The sequence below is a fragment of the Streptomyces sp. NBC_00271 genome (assembly GCF_036178845.1).
In the GTDB taxonomy this organism is placed as follows: Bacteria; Actinomycetota; Actinomycetes; order Streptomycetales; family Streptomycetaceae; genus Streptomyces.
Window position 1 is genome coordinate 4,174,463 of sequence record NZ_CP108070.1, and the last position, 24,415, is coordinate 4,198,877.

Annotated in this window: 23 protein-coding genes; 15 read left to right on the top strand and 8 right to left on the bottom strand. The window is 69.0% G+C overall.

Going from position 1 to position 24,415, the window contains the following annotated elements; genetic code table 11:
- Window positions 1-126: 126 nt before the first annotated feature.
- Complete coding sequence (locus OG798_RS19405) at window positions 127-960, bottom strand: SCO2400 family protein (RefSeq protein ID WP_328757385.1); 834 nt, start codon at window positions 958-960, stop codon at window positions 127-129.
- A 265-nt stretch (window positions 961-1,225) separates the two neighbouring features.
- Here OG798_RS19405 and OG798_RS19410 point away from each other — a divergent pair, with 265 nt between their 5' ends.
- The 8 genes from OG798_RS19410 (at window position 1,226) to OG798_RS19445 (ending at window position 11,916) form a co-directional block, all read left to right on the top strand.
- The gene (locus OG798_RS19410) at window positions 1,226-2,383 is read left to right on the top strand and encodes a mandelate racemase/muconate lactonizing enzyme family protein (protein WP_054233607.1); all 1,158 of its coding nucleotides are present in this window, start codon (window positions 1,226-1,228) and stop codon (window positions 2,381-2,383) included.
- Complete coding sequence (locus tag OG798_RS19415) at window positions 2,380-3,384, top strand: zinc-dependent alcohol dehydrogenase (RefSeq protein ID WP_097226043.1); 1,005 nt, start codon at window positions 2,380-2,382, stop codon at window positions 3,382-3,384. Before OG798_RS19410 ends, OG798_RS19415 begins: the two co-directional genes overlap by 4 nt.
- 239 nt (window positions 3,385-3,623) lie before the next feature.
- Window positions 3,624-4,592, top strand: coding sequence for a hypothetical protein (locus OG798_RS19420; RefSeq protein ID WP_095854868.1), 969 nt, complete (start codon window positions 3,624-3,626; stop codon window positions 4,590-4,592).
- Between the two features lie 141 nt (window positions 4,593-4,733).
- Window positions 4,734-5,846 (top strand): multiple monosaccharide ABC transporter substrate-binding protein, encoded by a 1,113-nt coding sequence (chvE, locus tag OG798_RS19425; protein ID WP_353962272.1) that lies wholly within the window; start codon window positions 4,734-4,736, stop codon window positions 5,844-5,846.
- A gap of 32 nt (window positions 5,847-5,878) precedes the next feature.
- The gene (mmsA, locus tag OG798_RS19430; protein WP_267061666.1) at window positions 5,879-7,429 is read left to right on the top strand and encodes a multiple monosaccharide ABC transporter ATP-binding protein; all 1,551 of its coding nucleotides are present in this window, start codon (window positions 5,879-5,881) and stop codon (window positions 7,427-7,429) included.
- A complete protein-coding gene (gene mmsB / locus OG798_RS19435; RefSeq protein WP_095854867.1) occupies window positions 7,426-8,670 on the top strand; it encodes a multiple monosaccharide ABC transporter permease in 1,245 nt (414 codons plus the stop codon). The genes mmsA and mmsB overlap by 4 nt, the downstream gene beginning before the upstream one ends.
- A 53-nt stretch (window positions 8,671-8,723) precedes the next feature.
- Window positions 8,724-9,872 carry an aldose epimerase family protein gene (locus OG798_RS19440; protein ID WP_095854866.1) on the top strand — a complete coding sequence of 383 codons (1,149 nt, stop codon included), beginning with the start codon at window positions 8,724-8,726 and terminating at the stop codon, window positions 9,870-9,872.
- A gap of 205 nt (window positions 9,873-10,077) precedes the next feature.
- On the top strand, window positions 10,078-11,916 hold the full coding sequence (locus OG798_RS19445; protein ID WP_095854865.1) for a pyridoxal phosphate-dependent aminotransferase: 1,839 nt from the start codon (window positions 10,078-10,080) through the stop codon (window positions 11,914-11,916).
- A 156-nt stretch (window positions 11,917-12,072) separates the two neighbouring features.
- Here the strand turns inward: OG798_RS19445 and OG798_RS19450 are convergent, their stop codons facing one another.
- Entirely contained in the window at window positions 12,073-12,978 is a 906-nt protein-coding gene (locus tag OG798_RS19450; protein ID WP_267061667.1) for an NmrA family NAD(P)-binding protein, read from the bottom strand.
- A gap of 146 nt (window positions 12,979-13,124) precedes the next feature.
- Between OG798_RS19450 and OG798_RS19455 the strand changes: the two genes are divergently transcribed.
- The 6 genes from OG798_RS19455 (at window position 13,125) to OG798_RS19480 (ending at window position 17,883) form a co-directional block, all read left to right on the top strand.
- Window positions 13,125-14,393: an extracellular solute-binding protein gene (locus OG798_RS19455; protein WP_328757387.1), complete on the top strand. Its 1,269-nt coding sequence runs from the start codon at window positions 13,125-13,127 to the stop codon at window positions 14,391-14,393.
- 93 nt (window positions 14,394-14,486) lie between these two features.
- On the top strand, window positions 14,487-15,389 hold the full coding sequence (locus tag OG798_RS19460; protein WP_095854863.1) for a helix-turn-helix domain-containing protein: 903 nt from the start codon (window positions 14,487-14,489) through the stop codon (window positions 15,387-15,389).
- Between the two features lie 82 nt (window positions 15,390-15,471).
- The gene (locus OG798_RS19465; protein ID WP_121416245.1) at window positions 15,472-15,900 is read left to right on the top strand and encodes an organic hydroperoxide resistance protein; all 429 of its coding nucleotides are present in this window, start codon (window positions 15,472-15,474) and stop codon (window positions 15,898-15,900) included.
- Between the two features lie 109 nt (window positions 15,901-16,009).
- Window positions 16,010-16,786, top strand: coding sequence for an intradiol ring-cleavage dioxygenase (locus OG798_RS19470; RefSeq protein WP_328757388.1), 777 nt, complete (start codon window positions 16,010-16,012; stop codon window positions 16,784-16,786).
- 173 nt (window positions 16,787-16,959) lie between these two features.
- Window positions 16,960-17,115 carry a hypothetical protein gene (locus tag OG798_RS19475; protein WP_159055304.1) on the top strand — a complete coding sequence of 52 codons (156 nt, stop codon included), beginning with the start codon at window positions 16,960-16,962 and terminating at the stop codon, window positions 17,113-17,115.
- Between the two features lie 27 nt (window positions 17,116-17,142).
- Complete coding sequence (locus tag OG798_RS19480) at window positions 17,143-17,883, top strand: DUF2637 domain-containing protein (RefSeq protein WP_095854860.1); 741 nt, start codon at window positions 17,143-17,145, stop codon at window positions 17,881-17,883.
- A gap of 30 nt (window positions 17,884-17,913) precedes the next feature.
- Here OG798_RS19480 and OG798_RS19485 read toward each other — a convergent pair whose 3' ends face one another.
- The 5 genes from OG798_RS19485 to OG798_RS19505 form a co-directional block, all read right to left on the bottom strand.
- A complete protein-coding gene (locus tag OG798_RS19485; protein WP_328757389.1) occupies window positions 17,914-18,852 on the bottom strand; it encodes an RNA polymerase sigma factor in 939 nt (312 codons plus the stop codon).
- An 86-nt stretch (window positions 18,853-18,938) separates the two neighbouring features.
- Entirely contained in the window at window positions 18,939-20,309 is a 1,371-nt protein-coding gene (locus OG798_RS19490; RefSeq protein WP_328757390.1) for a carotenoid oxygenase family protein, read from the bottom strand.
- Window positions 20,306-20,872 carry a hypothetical protein gene (locus tag OG798_RS19495; protein WP_095854857.1) on the bottom strand — a complete coding sequence of 189 codons (567 nt, stop codon included), beginning with the start codon at window positions 20,870-20,872 and terminating at the stop codon, window positions 20,306-20,308. Before OG798_RS19495 ends, OG798_RS19490 begins: the two co-directional genes overlap by 4 nt.
- A gap of 239 nt (window positions 20,873-21,111) precedes the next feature.
- Complete coding sequence (locus tag OG798_RS19500; RefSeq protein WP_328757391.1) at window positions 21,112-21,504, bottom strand: VOC family protein; 393 nt, start codon at window positions 21,502-21,504, stop codon at window positions 21,112-21,114.
- Window positions 21,505-21,508: 4 nt separating this feature from the next.
- Window positions 21,509-22,021, bottom strand: coding sequence for a DinB family protein (locus tag OG798_RS19505; protein WP_095854855.1), 513 nt, complete (start codon window positions 22,019-22,021; stop codon window positions 21,509-21,511).
- A 109-nt stretch (window positions 22,022-22,130) separates the two neighbouring features.
- Here OG798_RS19505 and OG798_RS19510 point away from each other — a divergent pair, with 109 nt between their 5' ends.
- Window positions 22,131-23,192, top strand: coding sequence for an alpha-hydroxy acid oxidase (locus OG798_RS19510; protein ID WP_121416243.1), 1,062 nt, complete (start codon window positions 22,131-22,133; stop codon window positions 23,190-23,192).
- 55 nt (window positions 23,193-23,247) lie between these two features.
- Here OG798_RS19510 and OG798_RS19515 read toward each other — a convergent pair whose 3' ends face one another.
- Window positions 23,248-24,108: an intradiol ring-cleavage dioxygenase gene (locus OG798_RS19515; protein ID WP_267061673.1), complete on the bottom strand. Its 861-nt coding sequence runs from the start codon at window positions 24,106-24,108 to the stop codon at window positions 23,248-23,250.
- Window positions 24,109-24,415 lie beyond the last annotated feature (307 nt).

A 24,415-nucleotide genomic window follows, 5' to 3' on the forward strand; every position in this document is an offset into this window, starting at 1 on the left:
TGAGTGGGGGTTGCTCGCGCAGTTCTACGCGCCCCTAAAAGCTCGGGGCGAAGCCCCGTCTCAGGGGCGCGGGGAACTGCGCGGCCAGCCCCCACCCACCCGCAGCCGACAAAACCAGGGAACCCCCTACGTGCACCACCACAGGAAACGGTTGCAATGCGAAGGTGAAGGCGAGGGCGACGGCGCGGCCGAGGTGGGCGCGGCCGTCGGCCTGGGGGACGACTTCGGCGGAGTCGAGGACACGGGGCCGGACGTCGAGGACGGCACCACACCGGTACCCGTCGTCGCCGACTGCTCCTGCGTGTCCTTCTTGTCGTCCTTGGACTTGTCGTCCTTGGCGGACTGGGAAGCGGAGGGAGACGCCGACGCGTCCGGAGAGGGCGACGCGGTGGACGTAGCACCGGACGAACCCCCCGCGTCGGTGCTCGGCCGCGCCGTCCCGGCGTCCGAGGACGCCGACCCGTCCGCCGACTCACCCCCGGCCGCGGCAGGCTTCGGCAACAGCCCCGGCCCGTCTATGCCGAGCTCGGCGAGGCTCAGCCCACCCGCCGCCAGCACGAACCCCGCGGCGATGAGCAGCACCCGACGCCGCCGACGACGATGCGCCGCGGCCTTCCGGTCCCGCCGGCTCGCACCGCCGGGCCCCTCCGAGTCCCGGCCCCGGCCTCTCCCGCGCCCACGGCCGCGCCGCCGGGCAGCGGCCCGTCCGGACGGCTCCCCCTCGCCGTCCTCGTCCTCGCCGTCCTCGCCGTCCTCGTCTTCGTCGTCGTCGGGATCTTCATCGTCGTCGTTGTCGCCCTCGTACAACGAGTCGCCACCGACATCGACCGCCCCCGCGCCCGTTCCGGCACGCTTGTCGGTCTGCTCCGCATGCGTGCGGAGCTGTTCGGCTGAGGTGCCGCACCCCGGGCAGGCAAGGGCGCCGTTGAGGTGCCGTCGGCACGGGTCGCAGTAGTCCATGACGCCGGAAGACTAAGTTCCTCACAGGTAACGTGCATAGTCACAGCTGTGAAAGTTATGTAGGGAACTGCCTGTTCCGGCGCGCCGCGCTCCCCGTTCACAGCATCGCGCGCGCGACGAGCCGAGGCATACCGGCAAAATCCGCCGCCGATCGTTCCGTTCGACCCATTGACACCTCCGGGGCCACGTCCTTACTGTCACGCCAGCATTTCGAACGTGTGACGAAATTTCGAACAGAGCCGCAAGAGCACAGGGGGCAACTGCCGTGCGCATCACGGGAATCAGCACACACGTGGTCGGGACGCCCTGGCGCAACCTGACCTACGTCCAGGTGCACACCGACGAGGGCCTGACCGGAGTCGGCGAGACCCGCATGCTGGGCCACACCGACGCACTGATCGGCTATCTGCGGGAGGCCGAGGCCAATCACATTCTCGGCTCCGACCCGTTCGCTGTCGAGGACCTCGTCCGACGGATGAAGTACGGCGACTACGGGCGCGCCGGCGAGATCGTGATGTCCGGCATCGCGGTCATCGAGATGGCCTGCTGGGACATCAAGGGCAAGGCGCTCGGCGTCCCTGTGTGGCAGCTGCTCGGTGGCAAGGTCACCGACAGGGTCAAGGCCTACGCCAATGGGTGGTACACGACCGAGCGAACTCCGGAGGCCTATCACAAGGCCGCCCAGGAGGTCGTGGCGCGCGGGTACAAGGCGCTGAAGATCGACCCCTTCGGGACCGGGCACTTCGAGCTCGACCACGAGGCGACGCTCTACTCCGTCTCGCTGATCGAGGCCGTGCGCGACGCGATCGGCCCCGAGGCCGAGTTGATGCTGGAGATGCACGGCCGGTTCTCCCCTTCCACCGCCGTCCGGCTCGCCCGCGAGCTCGCGCCCTTCAAGCCCGCGTGGCTGGAGGAGCCGGTCCCGCCGGAGAACCTGAAGGCCCTGGAGAAGGTCGCCGCCAAGGTGGACATCCCGGTCGCGACCGGTGAGCGCATCCACGACCGCATCGAGTTCCGCGAGCTCTTCGAGAGCCAGGCCGTGGACATCATCCAGCCCGACGTCGGTCACATCGGCGGCATCTGGGAGACCCGGAAGCTGGCCGCCACCGCCGAGGCGCACTACGTCCTCGTCGCGCCCCACAACGTCGGTGGCCCCGTCCTCACCGCCGCCTCCCTCCAAGTCGGCTTCACCTCCCCCAACTTCAAGATCCTCGAACACTTCAACGACTTCGCGGACGCGGAGATCAAGAAGGTCGTGAAGGGCGCCCCGCAGGTCGTCGACGGCTACTTCGAGCTGTCCCACGAGCCAGGTCTCGGCGTCGAGCTGGACGTCGACGCGGCGGCCGAGTTCCCGCAGCAGCAGGCCCGTTTCGACCTGTGGGCCGACGGCTGGGAGCAGCGCAAGCCCAAGGGGTCGCAGTGAGCACCGCGGTCGTCGTCGAGGCGCCGGGCGAGCACCGGCTGATCGAGCACGAGCCGGTGCGGCCGGGCGCCGGTGAGGCGCTGGTGCGGGTGCACGCCGTGGGCATTTGCGGCAGCGACCGCGAGGTCTACCAGGGCAACCGTCCTGACGGGTACGTCCGTTACCCGCTCACGCCCGGCCACGAGTGGTCGGGGACCGTCGAGGCGGTCGGGGCCGGGGTTCCGGAGTCGATCGTCGGGCGCAAGGTCGTCGGCGAGGGCTTCCGCAACTGCCAGGTCTGCGACCGCTGCCACGCGGGCGAGACAACGTTGTGCACGGCGGGGTACGAGGAGACCGGGTTCACCCAGCCGGGCGCGATGGCGACCACGCTGACCCTCCCGGCGCGGCTGCTGCACGTGCTGCCGGACGACGCCGACCTGACGGCGGCGGCCCTCCTGGAGCCCGCCGCCTGCATCGCGGCCGCCGCGCTGAAGGCGAACGCCCGGCCCGGTGAGCGGGTCGCGGTGGTCGGGACCGGCACGCTCGGGATGTTCGCGATCCAGTTCCTGAAGGCGAACTCTCCCGCGGAGCTGCTCGTGGTCGGGACCCGGCCGGACCGGGCGGCGCTGTCCAAGGACTTCGGCGCCACCGACTTCCGTACGAAGGACCAGGAACTCCCCGACGACTTCGACGTCGTCATCGAGACCGCCGGGTCCGCGTCCGCCGCGCGCACCGCCGCCTCCCTGCTGAGGCGCGGCGGACGCCTGGTCCTCACGGGGATCCCGGCGCCGGGCGCCGAGGGGCTCGACCCCACCGATCTCGTCGTACGGCAGCTGGAGGTGCACACCGTGTTCGGTGCGCCGCCGGCGGCCTGGGCGCACACCGTGCGGGTCTTCGGGGCCGGGCTGCTCAGCCCGTTGCCGCTGGTCACGCACGAGTTGCCGCTCGCCGAGTTCCCGCAGGCCATCGAGTTGGTGGGGTCCGGCGATCCCAAGGTCGGAAAGGTCCTGCTGAAGCCGTAGTCCCCCGAGCCGTACGCCGGTACGGAGTTACCTGACGGCTCCGTACCGGCGTACCACCCAAGCGCCGCACACCCAAGGTCGCGAACTTCGTTCGAAATATCGAACATATCGGCATCAGTACGTGCACCACGCGCCGGCACCCGCACCACCCGTCCGCACGCACACCACATCCGCATGCGCACCGCATCTGTACGCGCACCACATCTGTACGCGCCACCCTCGAACACGAAGGACAGCCAGTGACCGACGCCGCCCCTACGGCAGCCCGTCGACCCGGTGAGCAGGCGCTCGCCGCGCTCGGCCTGGGCGCACCCGCCCTCTCCCCCGCCGACGCCTCGCCGCACACCTTCCCGGGGGGCGGCCGCTGGCGCACCGAGGTTCCCTCCGTGGAGGGGCCCGAGGCCCTGGCCGTGGTCCTCAAGGAGTCCTCGCGGCTCGACGTACCGATCCACCGGATCAGCCAGGGCAGCGGTGTCTGGATGCTGACCGACGCCGAGATCACCGAGATGGTCGAGGCCACCGGTGAACGAGACATCGAGCTCTGCCTGTTCACCGGGCCGCGCGGCACCTGGGACATCGGCGGTTCGGTGCGCTCGGACTCGCGCGGCGGCGGCCTGCGGGCCCGTGGCCACGACGCGGTGGCCGGCTGCGTCGAAGATGCCCTCCGCGCAACGGAGTTGGGCGTCAAGTGCCTTCTCGTCGCCGACGAGGGCGTCTTGTGGACCCTGCACCGGGCGCGCGCGGCGGGGATCATCCCGGCCGACACGACCCTCAAGCTCTCGGCACTGGTGGGCCCGGTCAACCCGGCCTCATACGCGGTGTACGAGAAACTCGGCGCGGACTCCATCAACGTGCCGAGCGATCTGACGCTCGATCATCTCACCGAGATACGGCGAGTTTCAGCCGCTCCGATGGACATGTACATCGAGGCTCCCGACGACCTCGGCGGCTATGTGCGGATGTACGAGGTCGCCGAGCTGATCCGGCGCGGCGCACCGCTGTACCTCAAGTTCGGCCTGTCCAAAGCCCCCGGAATCTACCCGTACGGGCACCACTTGCGGGACCTGACCCTGAACACCGCCAAGGAACGGGTGCGTCGCGGCAGGCTCGCCCTGGACCTGCTCGCGCGGCACGGAGCGGACGGCGACATGGCGCCGCTCGGATCCCGGCTGCCCGGAACTCTCACGCGCTTCAACACCACCTCATAACGTTCGCACAAAACCCCTTCACACAAGACGACACAGCCGCGCACAATCCCACACACCTCTACTCGGTCTTCCCTCGCAACGCTCTCGGAGCATCCCCGTAACACGAGACCGAGCCGGTCCAAGACATCAAGGATGATGATCATGCGCAACCGCAGAGCCGCTCTCACCGCCATCGCCGGCGCGGCCTCCCTCGCCCTCACCCTGACCGCCTGCGGCCAGAGCGGCGACGGCGGCAGCAAGGACTCCTCCACCAGCTCCAAGGGCGGCACGATCGGCATCTCGATGCCGACCAAGTCCTCCGAGCGCTGGATCGCCGACGGCAAGAACGTGGTCAAGGACCTTGAGGCGAAGGGCTACAAGACCAAGCTGGCCTACGGCGAGGACGACCCGGACACGCAGGTCTCGCAGATCGAGAACATGATCACGCAGGGCGTGAAGGCCCTGATCATCGCGGCCATCGACAACAAGTCGATGAACAACGTGCTCCAGCAGGCCGCCGACGCCAAGATCCCGGTGATCTCCTACGACCGTCTGATCCTCGGCACGAAGAACGTCGACTACTACGCGTCCTTCGACAACGAGAAGGTCGGCACGCTCCAGGGCACCTACATCCTGCAGAAGCTCGGTCTCGCGGACGGCTCCAAGAAGGGCCCGTTCAACATCGAGCTCTTCGCCGGCTCGAACGACGACAACAACACGAAGTACTTCTTCGGCGGCGCGATGAAGGCTCTGCAGCCGTACATCGACAAGAAGCAGCTCGTCGTCAAGTCCGGCCAGACCGCGCTGAACCAGGTCACCACCCTGCGCTGGGACGGCGGCACCGCCCAGAAGCGCATGGACGACATCCTGACCTCGTCGTACAAGAGCGCCCGGGTCGACGCCGTGCTCTCGCCCTACGACGGCATCTCCATCGGCATCCTCTCCTCGCTGAAGTCGGACGACTACGGCTCCAAGAACAAGCCGCTGCCGGTCGTCACCGGTCAGGACGCCGAGCTGGCCTCGGTGAAGTCGATCATCTCGGGTGAGCAGACGCAGACCGTCTACAAGGACATCCGCAAGCTGGCGCAGGTGGCCACGGACATGGTCGACGCGGCTCTCAACAACAAGAAGCCCGAGATCAACGACGACAAGACGTACGACAACGGCACCAAGGTCGTCCCCGCCTACCTGCTGCAGCCGGTCAGCGTCGACAAGACCAACTACGAGAAGGAACTCGTCGCCACCGGCTACTACAAGGACAGCGACCTCAAGTAACCGCCACCCCCTAGTGATTGGAAGGCACGACCATGGCGGGACCCGTCCTGGAAATGCGCTCGATCGTCAAGACCTTTCCCGGCGTCAAGGCGCTGTCGGACGTCACACTGACCGTCCAGCAGGGCGAGGTCCATGCCATCTGCGGGGAGAACGGCGCCGGCAAGTCGACCTTGATGAAGGTCCTCTCCGGCGTTCACCCGCACGGGAGTTACGAGGGGGACATCCTCTTCGAGGGTGAGGTCTGCTCGTTCAAGGACATCAGGGCCAGTGAGCACCGCGGCATCGTGATCATCCACCAGGAACTGGCCCTGGTGCCCTACCTCTCCATCGCGGAGAACATCTTCCTCGGCAACGAGCACGCCACCCGCGGGCTCATCAGCTGGACCGAGACGCTGCGGCACGCCTCCGAGCTGCTGCGGCGGGTCGGGCTCGACGAGAACCCGCAGACCCGCGTCGCCGACATCGGCGTGGGCAAGCAGCAGCTCGTGGAGATCGCGAAGGCGCTGTCGAAGCAGGTGAAGCTGCTCATCCTGGATGAGCCGACGGCCGCCCTGAACGACGAGGACAGCGGCAAACTCCTCGATCTCATCCTGGAGTTGAAGAACCAGGGCATCACCTCGATCATCATTTCCCACAAGCTGAACGAGATCGAGCGGGTCGCGGACTCGGTGACCATCCTGCGCGACGGGCGGACCATCGAGACCCTCGATGTGAAGGCCCCGGAGACCACCGAGGACCGGATCATCAGCGGCATGGTGGGCCGCGACCTCGAACACCGCTTCCCGGAGCGGACGCCGCACCACCCGGAGGAGGGCGCCGCGCCCGCCCTGGAGATCCGCGACTGGACCGTGTTCCACCCGATCGACCAGCAGCGCAAGGTAGTTGACGACGTGTCGATTTCCGTGCGGCGCGGCGAGATCGTCGGGATCGCGGGGCTCATGGGCGCCGGACGCACCGAACTGGCGATGAACGTCTTCGGACGCACCTACGGCCGGTACGCGGGCGGCACGGCGCTCCGGGACGGCAAGGAGATCCGTACCAAGACCGTCTCCGAAGCGGTCGGCCACGGCATCGCGTACGTCACCGAGGACCGCAAGCACTACGGCCTCAACCTCATCGACACCATCAACCGCAACATCACGCTCAGTGCCCTGGGCAAGGTGTCGAAGCGCGGGATCGTCGACGAGCACGAGGAGCGGCAGGTCTCCGAGGGCTACCGCAAGTCCATGAACATCAAGGCGCCGACCGTCTTCGAGCCGGTGGGCAAGCTGTCGGGCGGCAACCAGCAGAAGGTCGTCCTCAGCAAGTGGATCTTCGCGGGCCCCGAGGTGCTGATCCTCGACGAGCCGACCCGCGGGATCGACGTGGGCGCCAAGTTCGAGATCTACACGGTCATCGACAAGCTGGCGGCCGAGGGCAAGGCGGTCGTCTTCATCTCCTCCGAGCTCCCGGAACTGCTCGGAATGTGCGACCGCATCTACACGATGGCCGCAGGACGGCTGACGGGTGAGTTCTCGCGGGCGGAGGCCTCGCAGGAAACGCTGATGCGCCAGATGACGAAGGACAAAGAGGTAACCCGATGAGCACGGATGTGACCGCCAAGACGCCGGCCCCGGCGCCGCCCGGCAAGAGCGGCTCGGCCACGGGCGAGAGCCTGCTTCAGCTGATGCTGGACGGCATGCGCCGCAACATGCGGCAGTACGGCATGCTGTTCGCCCTCGGTCTGATCGTGGTGCTGTTCGCCGTGTGGACCAACGGCGACCTGCTGCTGCCGCGCAACGTCTCCAACCTGGTGCTGCAGAACAGCTACATCCTGATCCTCGCGATCGGCATGATGCTCGTCATCATCGCGGGCCACATCGACCTGTCGGTCGGCTCGTTGACGGCGTTCGTGGGCGCGGTGGGCGCCGTGCTGATGGTCAACCACGACATCTCCTGGCCCATCGCCCTGGTGCTGTGTCTGGCCATGGGCGCCGCCGCGGGTGCCGCGCAAGGGTTCCTCATCGCGTATCTCGGCATACCGTCGTTCATCGTGACCCTGGCGGGCATGCTGACCTTCCGCGGTCTGACCGAGATCTTCCTCAAGGGCCAGACGATCGGCCCGTTCCCCGAGGGTCTGCAGAAGGTCGCCAACAGCTTCCTGCCCGAGGTCGGCCCCAACACGAACTACCACAACCTGACCCTGCTCCTGGGCATCGGGCTGATCGCGTTCGTGGTGGTCAAGGAGGTCCGCGACCGCAACCGGCAGCAGGAGTTCTCCCTCGACATCCTGCCGCGGAACCTCTTCCTCCTCAAGCTCGTCGCGCTGATCGCCGCCGTCGCCACCGTCACCATGCTGCTCGCCAGCTACAAGGGCGCCCCGGTGGTCCTGCTGATCCTCGGCGTCCTGGTCGCCGGCTTCGGCTACCTGATGCGCAACGCGGTCATCGGCCGGCACATCTACGCGATCGGCGGCAACCTCCCGGCGGCCAAGCTGTCGGGTGTGAAGGACAAGAAGGTCACCTTCCTGGTCTTCCTGAACATGGGCATGCTCGCGGCCCTGGCGGGTCTGGTCTTCGCCGCCCGCTTCAACGCGGCCTCGCCCAAGGCCGGTCTGAACTTCGAACTCGAGGCGATCGCGGCCTCGTTCATCGGCGGCGCGTCGATGAGCGGCGGCGTGGGCACGGTCCTCGGCGCGATCATCGGTGGTCTCGTCCTGGGCGTGCTGAACAACGGTATGAACCTCGTCGGCATCGGCTCCGACTGGCAGCAGGTCATCAAGGGACTGGTACTGCTGGCCGCGGTCGGCTTCGACGTGTGGAACAAGCGCAAGGTCGGTTCGTAAGTTCGGTCGTACGGGGGTCCTCACGGGCCCCCGTACCTATTGCAGGAGCCGCAATGGAAACGAGCAGACGTACGGTCATCGCCGCGGCCGCGGCCGCGGGACTCGCCGCCGGCACGGTCGGCACCGCCCACGCCAGCACAGGAGGCAGGAAGCCGGTGAAGGAGCTCTTCGGCAAGCTCGCCGACGGCACCAAGGTCTACCGCTGGTCGCTGGAGAACGGCGGCACGCGCCTGAAGGTCATCTCCTACGGCGGCATCGTCCAGTCCCTGGAGATCCCCGACCGGCACGGCCGCTACACCAACGTCTCCCTCGGCTACGACAACCTCGCCTCGTACGTCGCCGGCACGACGTTCTTCGGGGCGACGATCGGCCGCTACGGCAACCGTATCGCCAAGGGCCGGTTCACCCTGGACGGCAAGGCCTACCAGCTCTCCGTCAACGACGGCGTGAACAGCCTGCACGGCGGCGCCAAGGGCTTCAACACCAAGGTGTGGGACATCGAGGGCTTCACCTCGGGCTCCGACGTCGGCCTGCACCTGCACTACACCAGCGTCGACGGCGAGATGGGCTACCCGGGCACGCTGAAGGTGCGGGTCACGTACACCCTCACCCGGCACGGCGACTGGCGCATCGACTACCGGGCCACCACCGACAAGGCCACGGTCGTCAACCTCACCAACCACACGTACTACAACCTCGCCGGTGAGGGCAGCGGCGGCATCTACGACCACGAGCTGCACCTGGCCGCGGGCCGCTACACGCCCACCGACTCGGGGCTGATCCCCACCGGTGAGCTGGCCAAGGTCGGGGGCACCCCCTTCGACTTCCGCAAGGCCAAGCCGATCGGCCGGGACATCCGCGTCGGCCACCCCCAGCTGGTCACCGCCAAGGGCTTCGACCACAACTGGGTCCTCGACAAGGGCGTCACCGCCAGGCCCGAGCACATCGCGACCCTGCGCGACCCGAAGTCCGGCCGCACCCTGAAGATCGCGACGGACCAGCCGGGCGTGCAGTTCTACTCGGGCAACTTCCTGGACGGCACCCTGGTCGGCCCCTCCGGTCACACCTACCGGCAGGGCGACGGCATGTGCCTGGAGACCCAGCACTTCCCGGACTCGCCGAACCACCCGTCGTTCCCCTCGACGGTGCTGCGACCTGGGCAGACGTACCGCACGACGACGGTCCACTCGTTCAGCGCGTGACGTGCGTCTGACGTGCGTCTGAGGTCCGCCTGACACCGCCGCGTGACATCGGGGCCTCGGTGGGTGACGCCACCGGGGCCCTTTCGGTTGCCTGGAAAAGTCAACCCTTACTCAATCCCCACGAGTTGAACGGCACCCCCTCCGCCTCCGTATGAAAGGGCGGCCCGTGCTCCCCCGCACGGGCCACCCAGAGACCGGAGGTTCCATGGCCGACAACGTCGCCTCGCTGTTCCGCGGTACTGCGGCGCACAGCCCCTCGATGGCTGCGCTGGCCCGCGAGAGCGATGGAGTCGGCCCGATCGACTTCTGCATCCCGTGCAACCCGTACTTCCCCACCCCTGGCATGTTCGACGAACTGGCCGGGCGGTTGCGCGAGATCATCACGTACTACCCGAGCAGCGCCGACACGATCACGGCCGAGCTGTGCGCGCTGCTCCAACTCCCGCCGAGCTGCGTCGCGATGGGCAACGGTTCCACGGAACTGATCACCTGGATCGACCACCTGCTCGTGCGCGAGTCCCTCGCCATCCCCGTCCCCACCTTCGGTCGCTGGACCGACCAGCCCATGGAGACCGGCAAGCGGGTCGACATGTTCCCGCTCATGGAGTCCAACGGCTTCGCTCTGGACCCGGCCCAGTACATCGAGTTCATCCGCGCCCGCGGCACCCGTGTCGCCGTCATCTGCAACCCGAACAACCCCGACGGCGGCTTCCTCAGCCGCCGTGCGGTCGTCAACTTCATGGACCAGCTCCAGGACCTGGACCTGATCGTCATCGACGAGTCGTTCTTGGAGTTCGCCGACGCCGAGAGCGACCCGAGCGTCGTGGAAGAGGCCGTCCTGCGGCCCAACGTCATCGTCCTGCGCAGCCTCGGCAAGAACTTCGGCCTGCACGGCATCCGCTTCGGCTACCTCGTGGCCAACCCCGCGCTCGCGGGCAAGATCCGCTCCATGCTGCCCAAGTGGAACCTCAACTCCTTCGCGGAGACCGTGGTGTTCATGCTCAAGGAGCACGGCGCCGAGTACATGGAGAGCCTGCACCTGGTGCGCCGCGACCGCCTCGACATGGCCCGCCAGCTCTCGGCACTCCCCGGCCTGACGGTCTACCCCTCGCAGGGCAACTTCCTCTTCGTACGGCTTCCCGTGGGCGCCGAGGGCACCGTCGTGCGCGACCGACTGCTGAGCGAGCACCGGATCCTGGTCCGTGAGTGCGGCAACAAGATCGGCTCGTCCAGTCGCTTCCTGAGACTCGTGGTGCGCCCCGAGACGGACGTGCGTCGCCTGGTGTCCGGCATGGAACAGGTGCTCTACGGGTCCAGGAGGGGAGCCGCCGTACCCGAGCTGGGCACAGGGACCAGCTACAGCTCGGGTACGGCGGCGGTGGACCGTCTGATCAGCGAGACGAACGGGGTCGGCATGCCGCTGGCCGCGCAGGCCGCCGCGATGCCGAGCCTGCCGCCCGCCCAGACCTGGCCGGGCCCGGCCCCGGCGCAGGCCCCCACCGGGATGCCGGGCCTGGTCCCCGCCCCGGCTCCGGCCGCCGCGATGATGCCGCCGCAGCAGCAGCCCGCGGCACGCATGCCCGCGCCTGCCCCGCCGCAGCAGCAGCCCATGCCCGCGGTCGCCCAGATGCCCGGCGTCGCACAGATGCCGGGGGTGGCCCAGATGCAGCCCGCCCCCCAGATGCAACCGGCCGCCCAGATGATGCCGCAGGCGCCGCCGATGTCCGCGGTCGCCCAGATGGCGCAGATGGCCCAGACCGCACAGGCTCAGGCACAACGACAGCAGGCGCCGATCCCCGCCGTCGCCCAGGCCCCGTCACCGGCGGCCCAGGCGCAGGCACGGTCGATGCAGCCGCCGCCGCAGGCACCGGCGATGCCCGCCATGGCCCCCGCCCCGGCCGCCGGGCTGGGCCAGACCGGCATGCCGGGCCTGCGCAACCGGGGCCTGACCGCCGCCCAGGTACGGGGCCGCACCGAGCCGGAACCGGCACCCCAGCCCACGGGCTGGCCGGCGGCGGGCGCGATGTACAACCAGGTCGGCTAAGCGCTCCGCTGAAAGTGCGGTACGCCACCTGCGAGTCCGTCGTGGCTGGTCGCGCAGTTCCCCGCGCCCCTTCAGGGCGCTGCCGAACCGCAGCGGACTTCGCCGGGCCCGCTCAGGCCCTGTCCGAGGACCTGTCCGTCACGGCGTGCGCGGGGTTCAGCCCAAGTAGAAGTCCCTGCGCGCGGCCACGAACGCCTCGATCGTCTGGGCAGGCACGCCCGTGACGCGTTCGACGTCGTCGGACGTGCGGTTGTAGCGGTTCTCCCGGTGCAGCCGGGCCATGGTGGCGATGTGCTGTTCGGTGTGCGGCGGCAGGCCCGCCTTGGCGAGCACCTCGCTCCGCCACCGGTCCAGCGGCACGTCGACATAGGACACCGGACGCCCGAGCGCCCGTGAGAACTCCTCGGCCATCTCGGTCATGTCGACCGTGCGTGGCCCGGTCAGCTCGTAGACGTGCCCGATGTGCGGGGCCGGGTCGCGGAGCACGGTGGCGACGACCCGGGCGACGTCGTCCACGGCGATCGGCGAGGTGCGTCCGGTGCCGAACGGCAGCGCGATCGTGCCGTTGTCCCGGATCGATCGCGCCGCCAGCGTGGTGAACAGCGGATTGTCCAGGAACGCCGTCGGCCGGACGTGCACCACCGGCAGGCCCGACCAGTCGAACACCTGCTCAGACAGCCAGTGCAGCCGCTGCTGGTCCGACTCCCCGGTGCTGGTGGCGGTCATCTGCGACACCGTCATCTGGGACATGTCGACCAGCCCGTCCAGCTCCCCGTGCTCGCGCGCCACGCTGGCCACCACGGTCGCCGCCAGCAGCTGGTCCGGCGACACGGGCATCGCGAAGTACATCCGCCCGACACCCTCCAGCGCGGCGGCGACGGTCTCGGGCCGGGTCAGGTCTCCGATGACGACCTCCGCGCCGAGCACACGCAGCTCGGCCGCACGCGCGTCGTCGCGGCGGACCATCACCCGCACGGGCACGTCCTGCGCGCGCAGCTGGTCGAGGACCGTGCGGCCCACGTCACCGGCGTTGGAGAGAAGAACAAGATTGCTGGCAACCAACGGTCTGTCTCCTTGTGAGTCGTTGACGGCGCCCATGAGATCACCTGTTCCGTCACACCACCGGAACCAAAACGCAACGGCGGCGGCCCTGTGGCCAGCGCCTGTCCCGGCCTACGATCAACGCTCGTCCAGGAGGGGTGGGTGCCGTGCGTCGCAGAGCCCGGATCATGATGACGATGACGGCCGCGTTGGGCCTCACGGTGGGCGTGAGCGGTTGCGGCACGGACTCCGGGTCGGGGCCGAAGACCACGACCCTCACCGTCGTCGCCACGAACTACGGCGACAGCGTCCACAAGAACTCCATCGGCTTCTGGGACCGCGTCAGTCTCGCTTTCCAGGCCGCCCATCCCGACATCCGGGTGGAGACGAAGGTCTACCCGGCCGACGAGGTCGACGCGAAGGTCGCCGCACTCGTCAAACAGGGGAAGGCACCGGACGTCGTCCAGACCGACAGCTACGCCGAGTACGCGGCCAAGGGCCTGCTCTACCGCGCGGACGAACTGCTGTCGATCTCCGCCCAGGGCAGCTTCGTACCGAGCCTCGCGGAGGCCGGGCAGGTGCGCCGCGTCCAGTACGGCCTGCCGTTCACGGCGAGCACCCGCCTCCTGTACTACAACAAGGACCTCTTCTCCCGGGCGGGCCTGAAGCCCCCCACCACCTGGCAGCAACTGCTCGTGGACGCCCGCGTGTTGAAGACCATGGGCGTGACGTACCCGATCGCGCTGCCCCTCGGCCCGGAGGAGGCGGAGGCGGAGACCCTGACCTGGCTGCTGGCCGGGGGCGGCGGCTACACCGACAACAGCGGCAGCTACGCCCTCACCTCCAAGGAGAACGTCTCCACGCTGGAGTGGCTGCGCTCCTCCCTCGTCGCCGAAGGTCTCACGGGCCCGACCCTCCCCGGCAAGCTCAACCGTGGCGCCGCCCTCCAGGCCTTCATGGACGGCAAGGCGGCCATGGTCAACGCCCCACTCTCGCTGATGCGCCAGATCGAGGACTCGACCCTGAGCGTCCCCTACGGCACCGTCACGCTCCCGAGCCGCACCGGCCGGACCGTGTCGACCATGGGCACGGCCGACTGGACGATCGCCTTCCGCTCGGCCGGCCACCGCGAGCAGACGGGCGAGTTCCTCGACTTCCTCTACGGCGACAAGTACGTCACCCAGCAGGCCGCCGAGTACCAGCTCCTGCCGGTCACCACCGCGGCGAGCGCCGCCATGCGCGAGGACAAGCAGTACAGCAAGCTCTGGAACGGCCTGGACGCCCTGGACAACATGGAGCTCTACCCCCTCTCCGAGACCAACTGGTCCCAGGTGGCGGCGTCGATCAGGGCGCAGATCGGCAAGTCGGTGGGTCCGGGCGGGGATCCGGAGGCGGTGCTGTCGTCGATCGGGAAGGCGACACGCTCGACCTCCTGACCAGGGACAGCCATCTGAACCGACGGAGTCGCCCCGCAACGTGTCACTGGGAGGGGCAGGCTGCCCACGCCGGGCCCGCCCATACTCGAGTCCATGAACAGCAAGGACCAGCTCGGTCGATTCCTCCGTACGCGTCGCGCGCAGCTGCGGCCCTCCGACGTCGGGCTCTCGACGTTCGGGGAGCGCCGGCGCGTGCCCGGGCTGCGGCGCGACGAGCTGGCCCAGCTGGCGGGGGTGAGCCAGTCCTACTACACGCGGCTGGAGCAGGGACTGTCCCTCAACGCCTCCGTGGAGGTACTGGACGCGATCGCCCGGGCGCTGCGCCTGGACGAGACCGAACACCGCCACCTGCACGACCTCGCCGGGGTGGTGCGCAAGAGCGGCAGGAGTCGGCCCCGCCGCCCCGCCCCCGAGCGCGTCTCCGAGGCGACGAGGCAGCTGATCGCCGCCTTCGGGGACACCCCGGTGATCGTGCTCGGCCGCCGGAGCGACGTCCTGGCATGGAACCGCACCGGGCACGCACTGTTCGCCGGACATCTCGATCCGGACAGTCCCGAGCAGCCGGCCCGGCGCCCCAACACCGCACGGCTCGTCTTCCTGGATCCGCACACACGTGATCTGTACGAGGACTGGCCGCGCAAGGCCAGGGACGCGGTGGGCAAGCTGCGGCTCGCGGTCGGCGAACACCCCGACGATCCGGAGCTGGCCGAGCTGATCGGTCAACTGACGATGAAGAGCCGCGAGTTCACGTCTTTGTGGTCCGAACACCGCGTTCGCGCCTGGGACATCGCGACCCACCGGATGCGGCATCCACTGGTCGGCCCGATGGACGTCGCCCAGCAGGCGATGCCGGTCCCGAACGAGCCCGGGCAGCGCATCGTCGCGGTCACCGCGGCGGCGGGTTCCTCCTCGCAGGCCGCACTGACCCTGCTCGCCCAGGTCACCGCCCCACGCACGCGGACCGCCGTCGACACGGATTCCGTTTCCGTCCAGTAGCCGGGGTGACCCTCACCCCTCTCTTCGGCATGCCCACGCATGCCTACTCAAACCTGCCCAACTACAGCCAGAAGGAGACACCATGTCCACCACCACGCTCTACACCACCGAGGCCCTCTCGACCGGCGACGGCCGCAACGGAGAGGTCCGTAGCCTCGACGGAGTCCTCGACGAGGTCCTCGCCGTACCGAAGGAGATGGGCGGCCCCGGCGGCGACAGGACCAACCCCGAGCAGCTCTTCGCCGCGGGCTACGCGGCCTGCTTCCACAACGGACTGCGGCTGATCGCGGCCCAGCAGGAGGTGAAGGTGCCCGGTTCCACCGTCACGTCGACCGTGAGCCTGCTCAGCAAGGAGGACGGGGGCTTCACCCTGGCCGTGAAGCTGTCGGTCCACCTGCCCGGCGTGGAGCAGGCGACCGCCGACCGGCTCGTACAGACCACGCACCAGGTCTGCCCCTACTCCGACGCCACCCGGGGGAACATCGACGTGATCCTCGAAGCGACCGTCTGAGCCAACCCGACCCAGACCCGGTTCACGTGTCTTACAACGAACTTGACGGATCATCACTTTTCCGTACTGACAGCTGACCAACAGCATCCCTCCCTAATCTGCCGTGTCCATGACAGACACTTCAGGAGCAGCACACCCGATCGGGCGCCGTACGGTGCTCATCGCCACCGGCGCCACGGCCGCCACCCTGGCCGTGGGCGCCGCCGCACCGGAAGCCCCCACAGCCGACAAGGCGAACGCGGGGCACTCGGCCCCCGTCGCCGCGGCGGCCGTCTGCACCCTCACCAAGGAGATGACCGAAGGCCCCTACTACCTGGACGGCGCCCTGGTCCGCGCCGACATCACCGAGAGCAAGCCGGGCGTCCCGCTCAAGCTCGCGCTCACCGTCGTCGACGACGACACCTGCGCCCCGCTCTCCGGCGCCCTCGTGGAGATCTGGCACTGCGACGCGCTGGGCGAGTACTCCGGCTTCGTCGGCAACAACGGCCACAGCGAACCGGACGACGGCTCGTTCCTGCGGGGCGGCGTCCTCACCAACTCCAGCGGCGTCGCGAACCTCACCACGATCTACCCCGGCTGGTACCGGGGCCGCTGCATCCACATCCACCTCAAGGTGCACACGGGAGTCACGCTCACCTCGGACGGCAGCTTCACCGGCGGCCGGGAACTCCACACCGGCCAGCTCTTCTTCAACGAGACGATCACCACAGCGGTGGCCAAGATCTCCGCGTACTCCACGAACACGGTCACCCGCACCACCCTCGCCCAGGACTCGATCTACGACGACGGAGGCGCCGCGTCCGGCCTCCTCACCCTGACGGCCCTGGGCAGCACGGCCGCCTCGGGCTACACGGGCACGCTGACGGTCGGCGTCGAAACGAGCTGACGTCCGCCCCACGGATCCCCACAACGGGCCCCGCCGGAAACCGGCGGGGCCCTCGCCTCGATAACACCACGATCATCTCAATTGATCTGTGGATCTATGGACGTACATTCCCCTGAATGACCGAATGCCTTACGCCCTATGGTGCTCGTTATTCAGCCGTGACGACAAAAGATATGCACGCAAACGACTGGCTCGATACCGCCGACGGGAGGGCGCGCCTGGAGCACTGCGCGGATCTGCTCGAGGAGTTCCTCAAGGCCATGACCCGCATGGAGAGCGAATACCTGCGGGCCACGTGGGACGGACACACCGCAGACGGATCCCGCTGAGCCAGGGCGCAAAGGAGCCGCAGACAGATGGACTGGACTCAGGACGATCCCACCCTCCGCGACATTCAGCTCGATCCGCGAGCCACCGCCTACGATCCGCTGAACCCACCGTTCACCGGCGCCGATCCGCTCGGGACGCAACACTTCTGGCACGTCCCCGAGCCCGCGATCGAGCCGGACGCGTGGGATCCGGACGAAGAGCTGGCGCAGATGCTGTACACGACGTCGAGCGTGACGCCCACCGCTCCGGCCCCGCCGCACAGCCATGCCCTGCCGCGCCGCCCGGTCAACCGGCGCAGGCCCCGGCCGGGATTCCATGCCATTGCCGCAAAACACAGGATCATCACGGTTGTTTTCCTGGTCGTAATGATCATTGTATCCGCGGTGATGATGTTGGGATGGTCCGTCTCTTATTCATACAACCAGCTGCGTGGCATTTCACTACTGGTCGTATCGGCGAAGTTGGCACGATGGTGGCCGCTGATGGTGTACGGACCGTGGCTCGTGGCAGGTTTGTCCATTCTTCGCGCGTCCGTTCAGCACCGGAGCGCCAGACGGTCCTGGTCCGTGATGCTGATCGCCTCCGCCACGGCGGTCGCCCTCTGTGTCGGCCAGTCTCCGCGCTCCCTGCTGGCGATGGTGGTCGTCGGAATCCCCCCCATCACCGCCCTGATCTGCTTCCGGGAACTCGTCGGCCAGATCTCGCCCCACCACGGACCTCGGCACGCCTGCCAGACCATGAGGCGGCCCAAGCAGCCAAGACCTTGATCGTCACGGCCGTCCCCGCCGGAACAACGCTCACCGTGGAGGTTCGGGGAAGACCACCCGTAGTCGTTGAACTCTTCTGTCCCGCCGGAACATGAGCCAGGCGAGGGTCGGCGGGCAGGGTCTGACCGCGTCCGCGGGGCTGATGACGTCCATCTCCCAGATGGTGATGTCCCGGCTGGCCACCACATGGCGCAGGTGCTGGCGCACCCCGGATTCCCGGTTCTGCCGCATGGCCGGGAAGGGGTGGGTGCGCTCACCCGTTCGGCTGAGCGCACCGACCAGTTCGGTCTCGGCCGGCCACAGCTCGGCCATCTCCCGGGGCAGATTGCCGCGCGCGGCACCCTGCAGGGTCACCAGGGCCTCCTGCCTGCTGTCCTCGGTGAGAGCGGAAGTGTCGTCGTGCGCCTGGGTGGCGGTCGACAACAGCACCTGGGCCAGCTTCGCCCTGGCCTGGTTGAGTCGGCTGCGCACCGTGCCGACCGGTATCTCACAGGCGGCGGCGATCTCCTGGTACGAGGTGATGCCGCTGAAGTGCCGCAGCATCAGCACCAGCCGCAGCGGCTCGGGCAGTTCCTCCACCGCGTCCCAGATCCAGTCCCGCATCGCGTGCTGCTCGACGACCCGCTCCGGGTGCGACGGCCCGTGATCACACGGGCGCAGGTGGTCGAGGCCGTCCAGCCCTGGCGTCTCCCGGGTGACACGCAGCCGCATACGGGCGGCGTTGCGCACGACCGCCCTCAGCCAGGCTCCCACGGCCGCGGGATCCCGTACGTCCCCGATGCGTCGCAGCGCGGTCAGCGCGGCGTCCTGCACCACGTCCTCCGCGTCGGGGCCGTAGCCGAGCAGGCTCATCGCCACCGCGCGCATCGGCGCCTGATGGCGAGCCAGCAGCAGCCCGAGGGCTCCGGTCTCGCCGGCTTGCGCCCGGCGGGTGAGTTCCTCATCCGTGGGTGAGGTGAGGGGCATCATGTCCGAACGCCTCCGTCGCGATGGCGATGCGCGCAGGATAGATCTTGCACTTGGGGTTGTGGGAGCCCTAGGTCCTGTCCGGCCGATCAGGGCCGCTGGACGGGCTCCGGCAGCCAGCTTCCGTGGAATCCCGCCGGGACGGGGTGGGGCAGTTCCACCACTGCCTGGACGGTCATCTCCGTGGCGTCGAGGACGAGCAGTTCCCCGGCCTCGCCGTCGTCGTTCGAGACGAGCGACAGGAGCCACCCCTCGTCCTCGCCGGTGGCGTCCGCCGGTACGAAGACCGCCTCGCCCGCGTAGCGACTGCCGGGCGTCTCGTAGGCGTGACTGGTGTGGCGCGTGAGGTCGTGTTTGGCGATGCCGTCACCGGAGACGGTGTAGAGGTAGCGGTTCGCGCGCCCGGTGAGGGTCTCGTTGTGCGTGGGGAACTCGGCGTCACGGTCGTCCAGTGGGGACTCGCAGGCTCGGCCGGTGACCGGGTCCAGGGTCCAGCGGTGCAGGACGGAGGAGGCCTGGGAGTGGCCCGGCTCCCTCACCCCGACCGGGCCGCTCGCCCCCGTGGAACCGCCGATGTCCGACCAGGTGTGCTGGAAGCCGGCGCGGTCGTAGCGCACCGCGTCCAGCACGATGCGCCCCCGCGTGTCTTCGTAGGCGTTGCCCACATGGAAGACGTAGCAGGGATCGACGTCGTACCACCGCACGTCGGTGCTTCCGGGCGTACGGGACATGACCCCGAGCCGCGCGCCGTACTCCTCGTCCCACCGGTAGGGCATTGCGCCGCCGGGCCCGGCCAGGGCGGGGTCGAAGACGACGGGAAGGTCCATCCACACGATGTGGTGCTCGGTGATGGCGAAGTCGTGCATCATCGTCGGACCCGGCACCTCGACCGGCCGGCTGTCGAGCAGCTGTCCGTCCGCGGTGACCCGGTGATAGGTGAGGTACGGCGGGGCGAACCCGGCCCCGAACAGGTGCAGTTCGCCCGTGACCGGGTCTTCCTTGGGGTGGGCCGTCATCGCGGTGGTCAGCCGCCCGCCGAAGTCGTACGGTCCCACGGTCTCCAACTCGGAGGTGACCCAGTAGGGAAGACCGACCTCGCACAGGGCCAGCACGGTGTCGGCGTGCCGGATCACGTGTGTGTTGGCGGGCGTCGCGGCCAGGTCGACGGTGAAGTCGGCGCGGATGAACGGGTGCCCGTCCAGCTGCCGGGTGCGGATCCACCGGTTGCGGTACCACTCGGCACGCCCGTTGCGCAGCCGGATGCCGTGGAGCATGCCCGGACCGGTGAACCAGTGCCCCTTGTCCTGGCCGGGCAGCGGGTTGGGGCCGTTGCGCAGATAGCGGCCGTCCAGGTCGGGCGGCAGGGAGCCCCGCACGGTGAGGTCGGCCGCGCTGTGCTCCTTGGGGACCGGGGCGAAGCGGCCCCGGAGATACAGGGGAAGAGCTGTCTCGTTCGTCACGCGGTCGCTCCTGCGGCGGCCAGCAGACGCGCCTGGGCCCGGGCGGGATAGACCTTCGTGAAGACGGCGGGGCCGACGAGACCGGCGACGTGGGCGGCGATGCCCACCCAGGCCGGGGCGTCCACCGCGCCGCAGACGGCCAGGCTGACGCCGATGAACGTGAAGCCGGCACCCCAGGCACTGGTGATGTGGTTGTTGACCCGGACGAACTCCGGCATGTCCCAGTACTCGGGGGGAGTCTGACGCTTGGCGATGCCCAACGTGAAGGGGCGCCGGATCGCCAGGGTCCCCCAGGCGGTGGCGGCCAGCCAGCCGAAGGAGATGACGTCCGTGTGGTCCGCCAGCGCCGAGCCCGGGTCGGCGACGGCCACGGCACCGACCACGACGAAGTACGCGACGGTGCTGATCTCCAGGATCAGCGCGTCGAGGCCGACCCCGCGAAAGCGGTCCTGCAGCAGGAGCAGCAGCCCCGACACAAGGCCCGCGATCGCGCCCCAGCGCCAGTCGAAGGACGAGACGACTCCGGCGACGATCCAGGGGATGAATCCGCGCAGATAACCCATGAAAGTTCCTCGGTGAAATGGAATGGACGGCTCCGGAGATGTGCTGTTCCGAAGCCACCCAGTGACCTGACACCGACCAGATGCACGGCAAGCGCGAAAGTTCGAACCCGAGAACGTGACGCCCGTCACACCTCACGCCACAGGCGACCGTACGCACACGGAAGGCCCCGCGCGGCGGAGGGTGGACGCGCGGCGGGTGCCGTTGAACGGGGTGACGGGCGCGTAGCGCTATCGCGCGCTCAGCCCAACTCGCCCCGTTCCACGCAGAACTCGTTGCCCTCGGGGTCGGTGAGGGTGATCCAGCCGCCGCCGTCCGGGCGGGTGTGGTCGGCGATCTGGCGGGCGCCGAGGGAGAGGGCGCGGACGACCTCCTGGGCGCGGGTGCGGCCCTGCGGCTGAAGGTCGAAGTGGATGCGGTTCTTGGCCGACTTGCCCTCGGGGACGCGCACGAAAAGCAGCGTCGGGCCGCCGGACGGGTCGCGCAGCAACGCCTCCGGGTCGCCCGGCTTGTCGTCCTCGTCCAGCGGACGGCCGAGCAACTCGCTCCAGAACAGGCCGAGATCGTACGGATCACCGGTGCAGTCGAAGGTGAGGGTGCGGATGGTCGGGTTCAGCCCCGGCGACTCGCCCATGGCTTCAGGCTCCCTTCTCGCCGTCGACCAGTTCCCGGACGATGTCCAGGTGGCCGTTGTGCCGAGCGGTCTCCTCGATCAGGTGGAGCACGATCCAGCGGAGGTCCATGTACCGGCCGTCGCGGAACGGACGCTTGGCCCTGGCGTCCAGGTCGTGCTCGGCGACCAGAAGACGGTACCGGGCGCTCTGCTCCTCGTACTCGTCGAGGAGTTGGGGCAACGGCACGTCGACGGCGATCCGCATCTCCGGATCGGGATCCTCCTCCGTCGCGGCCGCGATCGGCCCGTCGTCCTCCTCGCCGAGGAACATCACGTGGAACCAGTAGTGCTCGACCCAGCGCAGGTGGCTGATCAGCCCGCACAGCGTCATCAGCGGGGATCCGGGGAGCGGGGCCTGCCGCGCGCCCTCCGGCGAGACCCCCTCGCACTTGGCGCGGGCGGTGGCACGGGCGTAGTCGAGGAAGGTGGCCAGCTGGGTGCGTTCGTCCCAGGCGGTGGGTGTATCGGTTCGCGTCATAGGGGTGCAGCATCACGGTCCCGCTCCTCGGTGTCGAGCGAATTAGACCGCCGAGGCGGGTGCCTGGGGCACCCTTGCTTCGTCGTACCGTACGACGAAGGGATGTCAGGTGACAGACATCGGTCGCTGGATGGACGGTCTGCAGGACCGCGCCGCCGAGGTGCTGCCGGAGGACGTCTACGCGTACTTCCGGCGCGGCGCCGGCCGCGGCTTGAGCGTCGCGGAGGCGACCTCGGCCTGGGACCAGTTCCGCTTCCGGGCACGGCTGTTGCGGGACGTCTCGACGTGCGACGCCTCCACGACCGTGCTCGGCACGCCCGTTCGTACGCCCGTACTCGTCGCGCCCAGCACCCTGCAGCGCAGGGCCCACCCGGACGGGGAGGCCGCCACCGCGCGGGGCGTCGCGGCGGCGGGATCACTGCTGGCGGTGACCTCGAACACCGCGGTGCCGTTCGCGGACCTGGTGCCGAGCCGGGCGCCGTGGTGGGTGCAGGTGTACGTGGCCCGGGACCCCGTACTGACCATCGAGACGCTGGAGCGGGCCCTCGCCGCCGGGGCGCGGGCGGTCGTCCTGACCGCCGACACGCCGGTCAGCGGGGCGCGCGGCAATCGTGGCGCGCAGGTCGACGACTTCATCGGACCGGAGGACCTGTACGGCAACGTCACCGGGATTCCCTCGCCCGAGGCGGCCGAGCGCGCACCCGATCTGACGCTCGACGTCATCGGCTGGCTGCGCGAACGGGCCCGCGGCCTTCCCATCGTCGTCAAGGGGGTGCTGCGCGGCGACGACGCCCGGGAACTGGTGGCCGCGGGGGCGTCCGGCCTCATCGTCTCCAACCACGGCGGGCGGCAACTGGACGGGCTGGTGCCCACCGCCTGGGCCCTGCCGGAGGTCGTCGACGCGGTGGCGGGAACCGGCGCCGAGGTCTACGCCGACGGCGGGCTGCGTCGCGGCACCCACATCCTCGCCGCCCTCGCCCTCGGTGCCCGCGCGGTATTCATCGGGCGGCCCGTCCTGTGGGCGCTGACCGTCCGCGGCGCCGCCGGTGTGACCCGCCTGATCGACGACCTCACCGATGAACTCGTCGAGGCGATGAGCCTGACCGGCACACCGAGCGTCCTCGAACTGACCCGCGACCTCCTGTGGACCGGCCCCCTGCCGTTGAATTGATCGGCCTGGGTCCGACCAGGTACGGCCAGACCCAGGCCCAGCGAACGCCGGCCGGTCAGCCGGTGCTGTCGACGCCGACCGTGAGGGTCGCCGTGTAGCCGTCGGAGACGCTGGTGCCGAGTGCGGTGAGGGTCAGCAGGCCCGAGGACGCGCCGGCGTCGTCGTAGATGCTGTCGTCCTTGAGCAGGGTCTCCGTGGTGGTGTTGTCCGAGTACGGCGAGACGGCCTGGATCTCCGCGTTGATGTCCGCGTCGAAGAAGAGCTGGCCGGTGTGGATGACCTCGCCGCCGGTGTAGGAGTCGTCGGTGAGCGTCACGTCCGTGTGCACCCGCATATGGACGTGGACGGCGCGCGACACGTAGTGGCCGGGCCAGATCGAGGTGATCGAGCACTGACCGTTCTCGTCGGTCGTCTGCCCGCCGCGCAGGAAGGTGCCGTCGTCCTCCTCGTCGTGGCCGTTGCCGCCGACGTAGCCCGAGTACTCACCGAGCGAATCGCAGTGCCAGATCTCGACCAGGGCGTCGGCGAGCGGTGCGCAGTCGTTCGCGGTGTCGACGACCGTGAAGGTGTACTGGACCTCGACTCCTTCTTTGTCCTCCCTGATGTCCTTGCGGACGAGGGCGCCGTCGAGGGAGTACGGACCCTCGGTGACCTCGGCGGTGAGGGTGCAGACGGTGGTGGTCGCGGTCGCCGAGGCGGAGGCGGAGGCCGTGCCCGACGTGGCGGCCTTCGGGGTGGACTGCTGGGTGGAGAGCGGGTCGGCCGAGGCGAGCCCGGCGACCGCGAGGCCACCGGCGACGGCGACGGTGCCGCCGCCGATGAGGACCCGGCGCCGCTGGACACTTTTGTCCCGACGGTGCTTGGCGGGCTCCTGGCCCGCGATCCGCTGCTGGTGTTGCTCGTGGTTTCCAGTCATGGGTAAGGAAGTTAAGGGCGAATCTGAGGAAATCCTTGATGTGCGGCTGTGAATGCGCTGGGCGATTGAGCGCCCAACTACCCCTGATTCATGTGGAGTTGGGGGGAGAGCACCGAATAATCGGGTCTCGTTGGGCGTCCGCCGGCCGCTCATGGGTGGAGGGCGAGCCGGGCGGCAGGACCCCGTACACCCGTATCCCGATCGGCGAGTCGGTCGAGCTGTCCCGAAATGCGCGGTGCGGCCTGCTGTGTCACCGTCATGTCACAGACAGCCCGCCAGGTGAACCCCACAAGCCGATGGCGCGCTC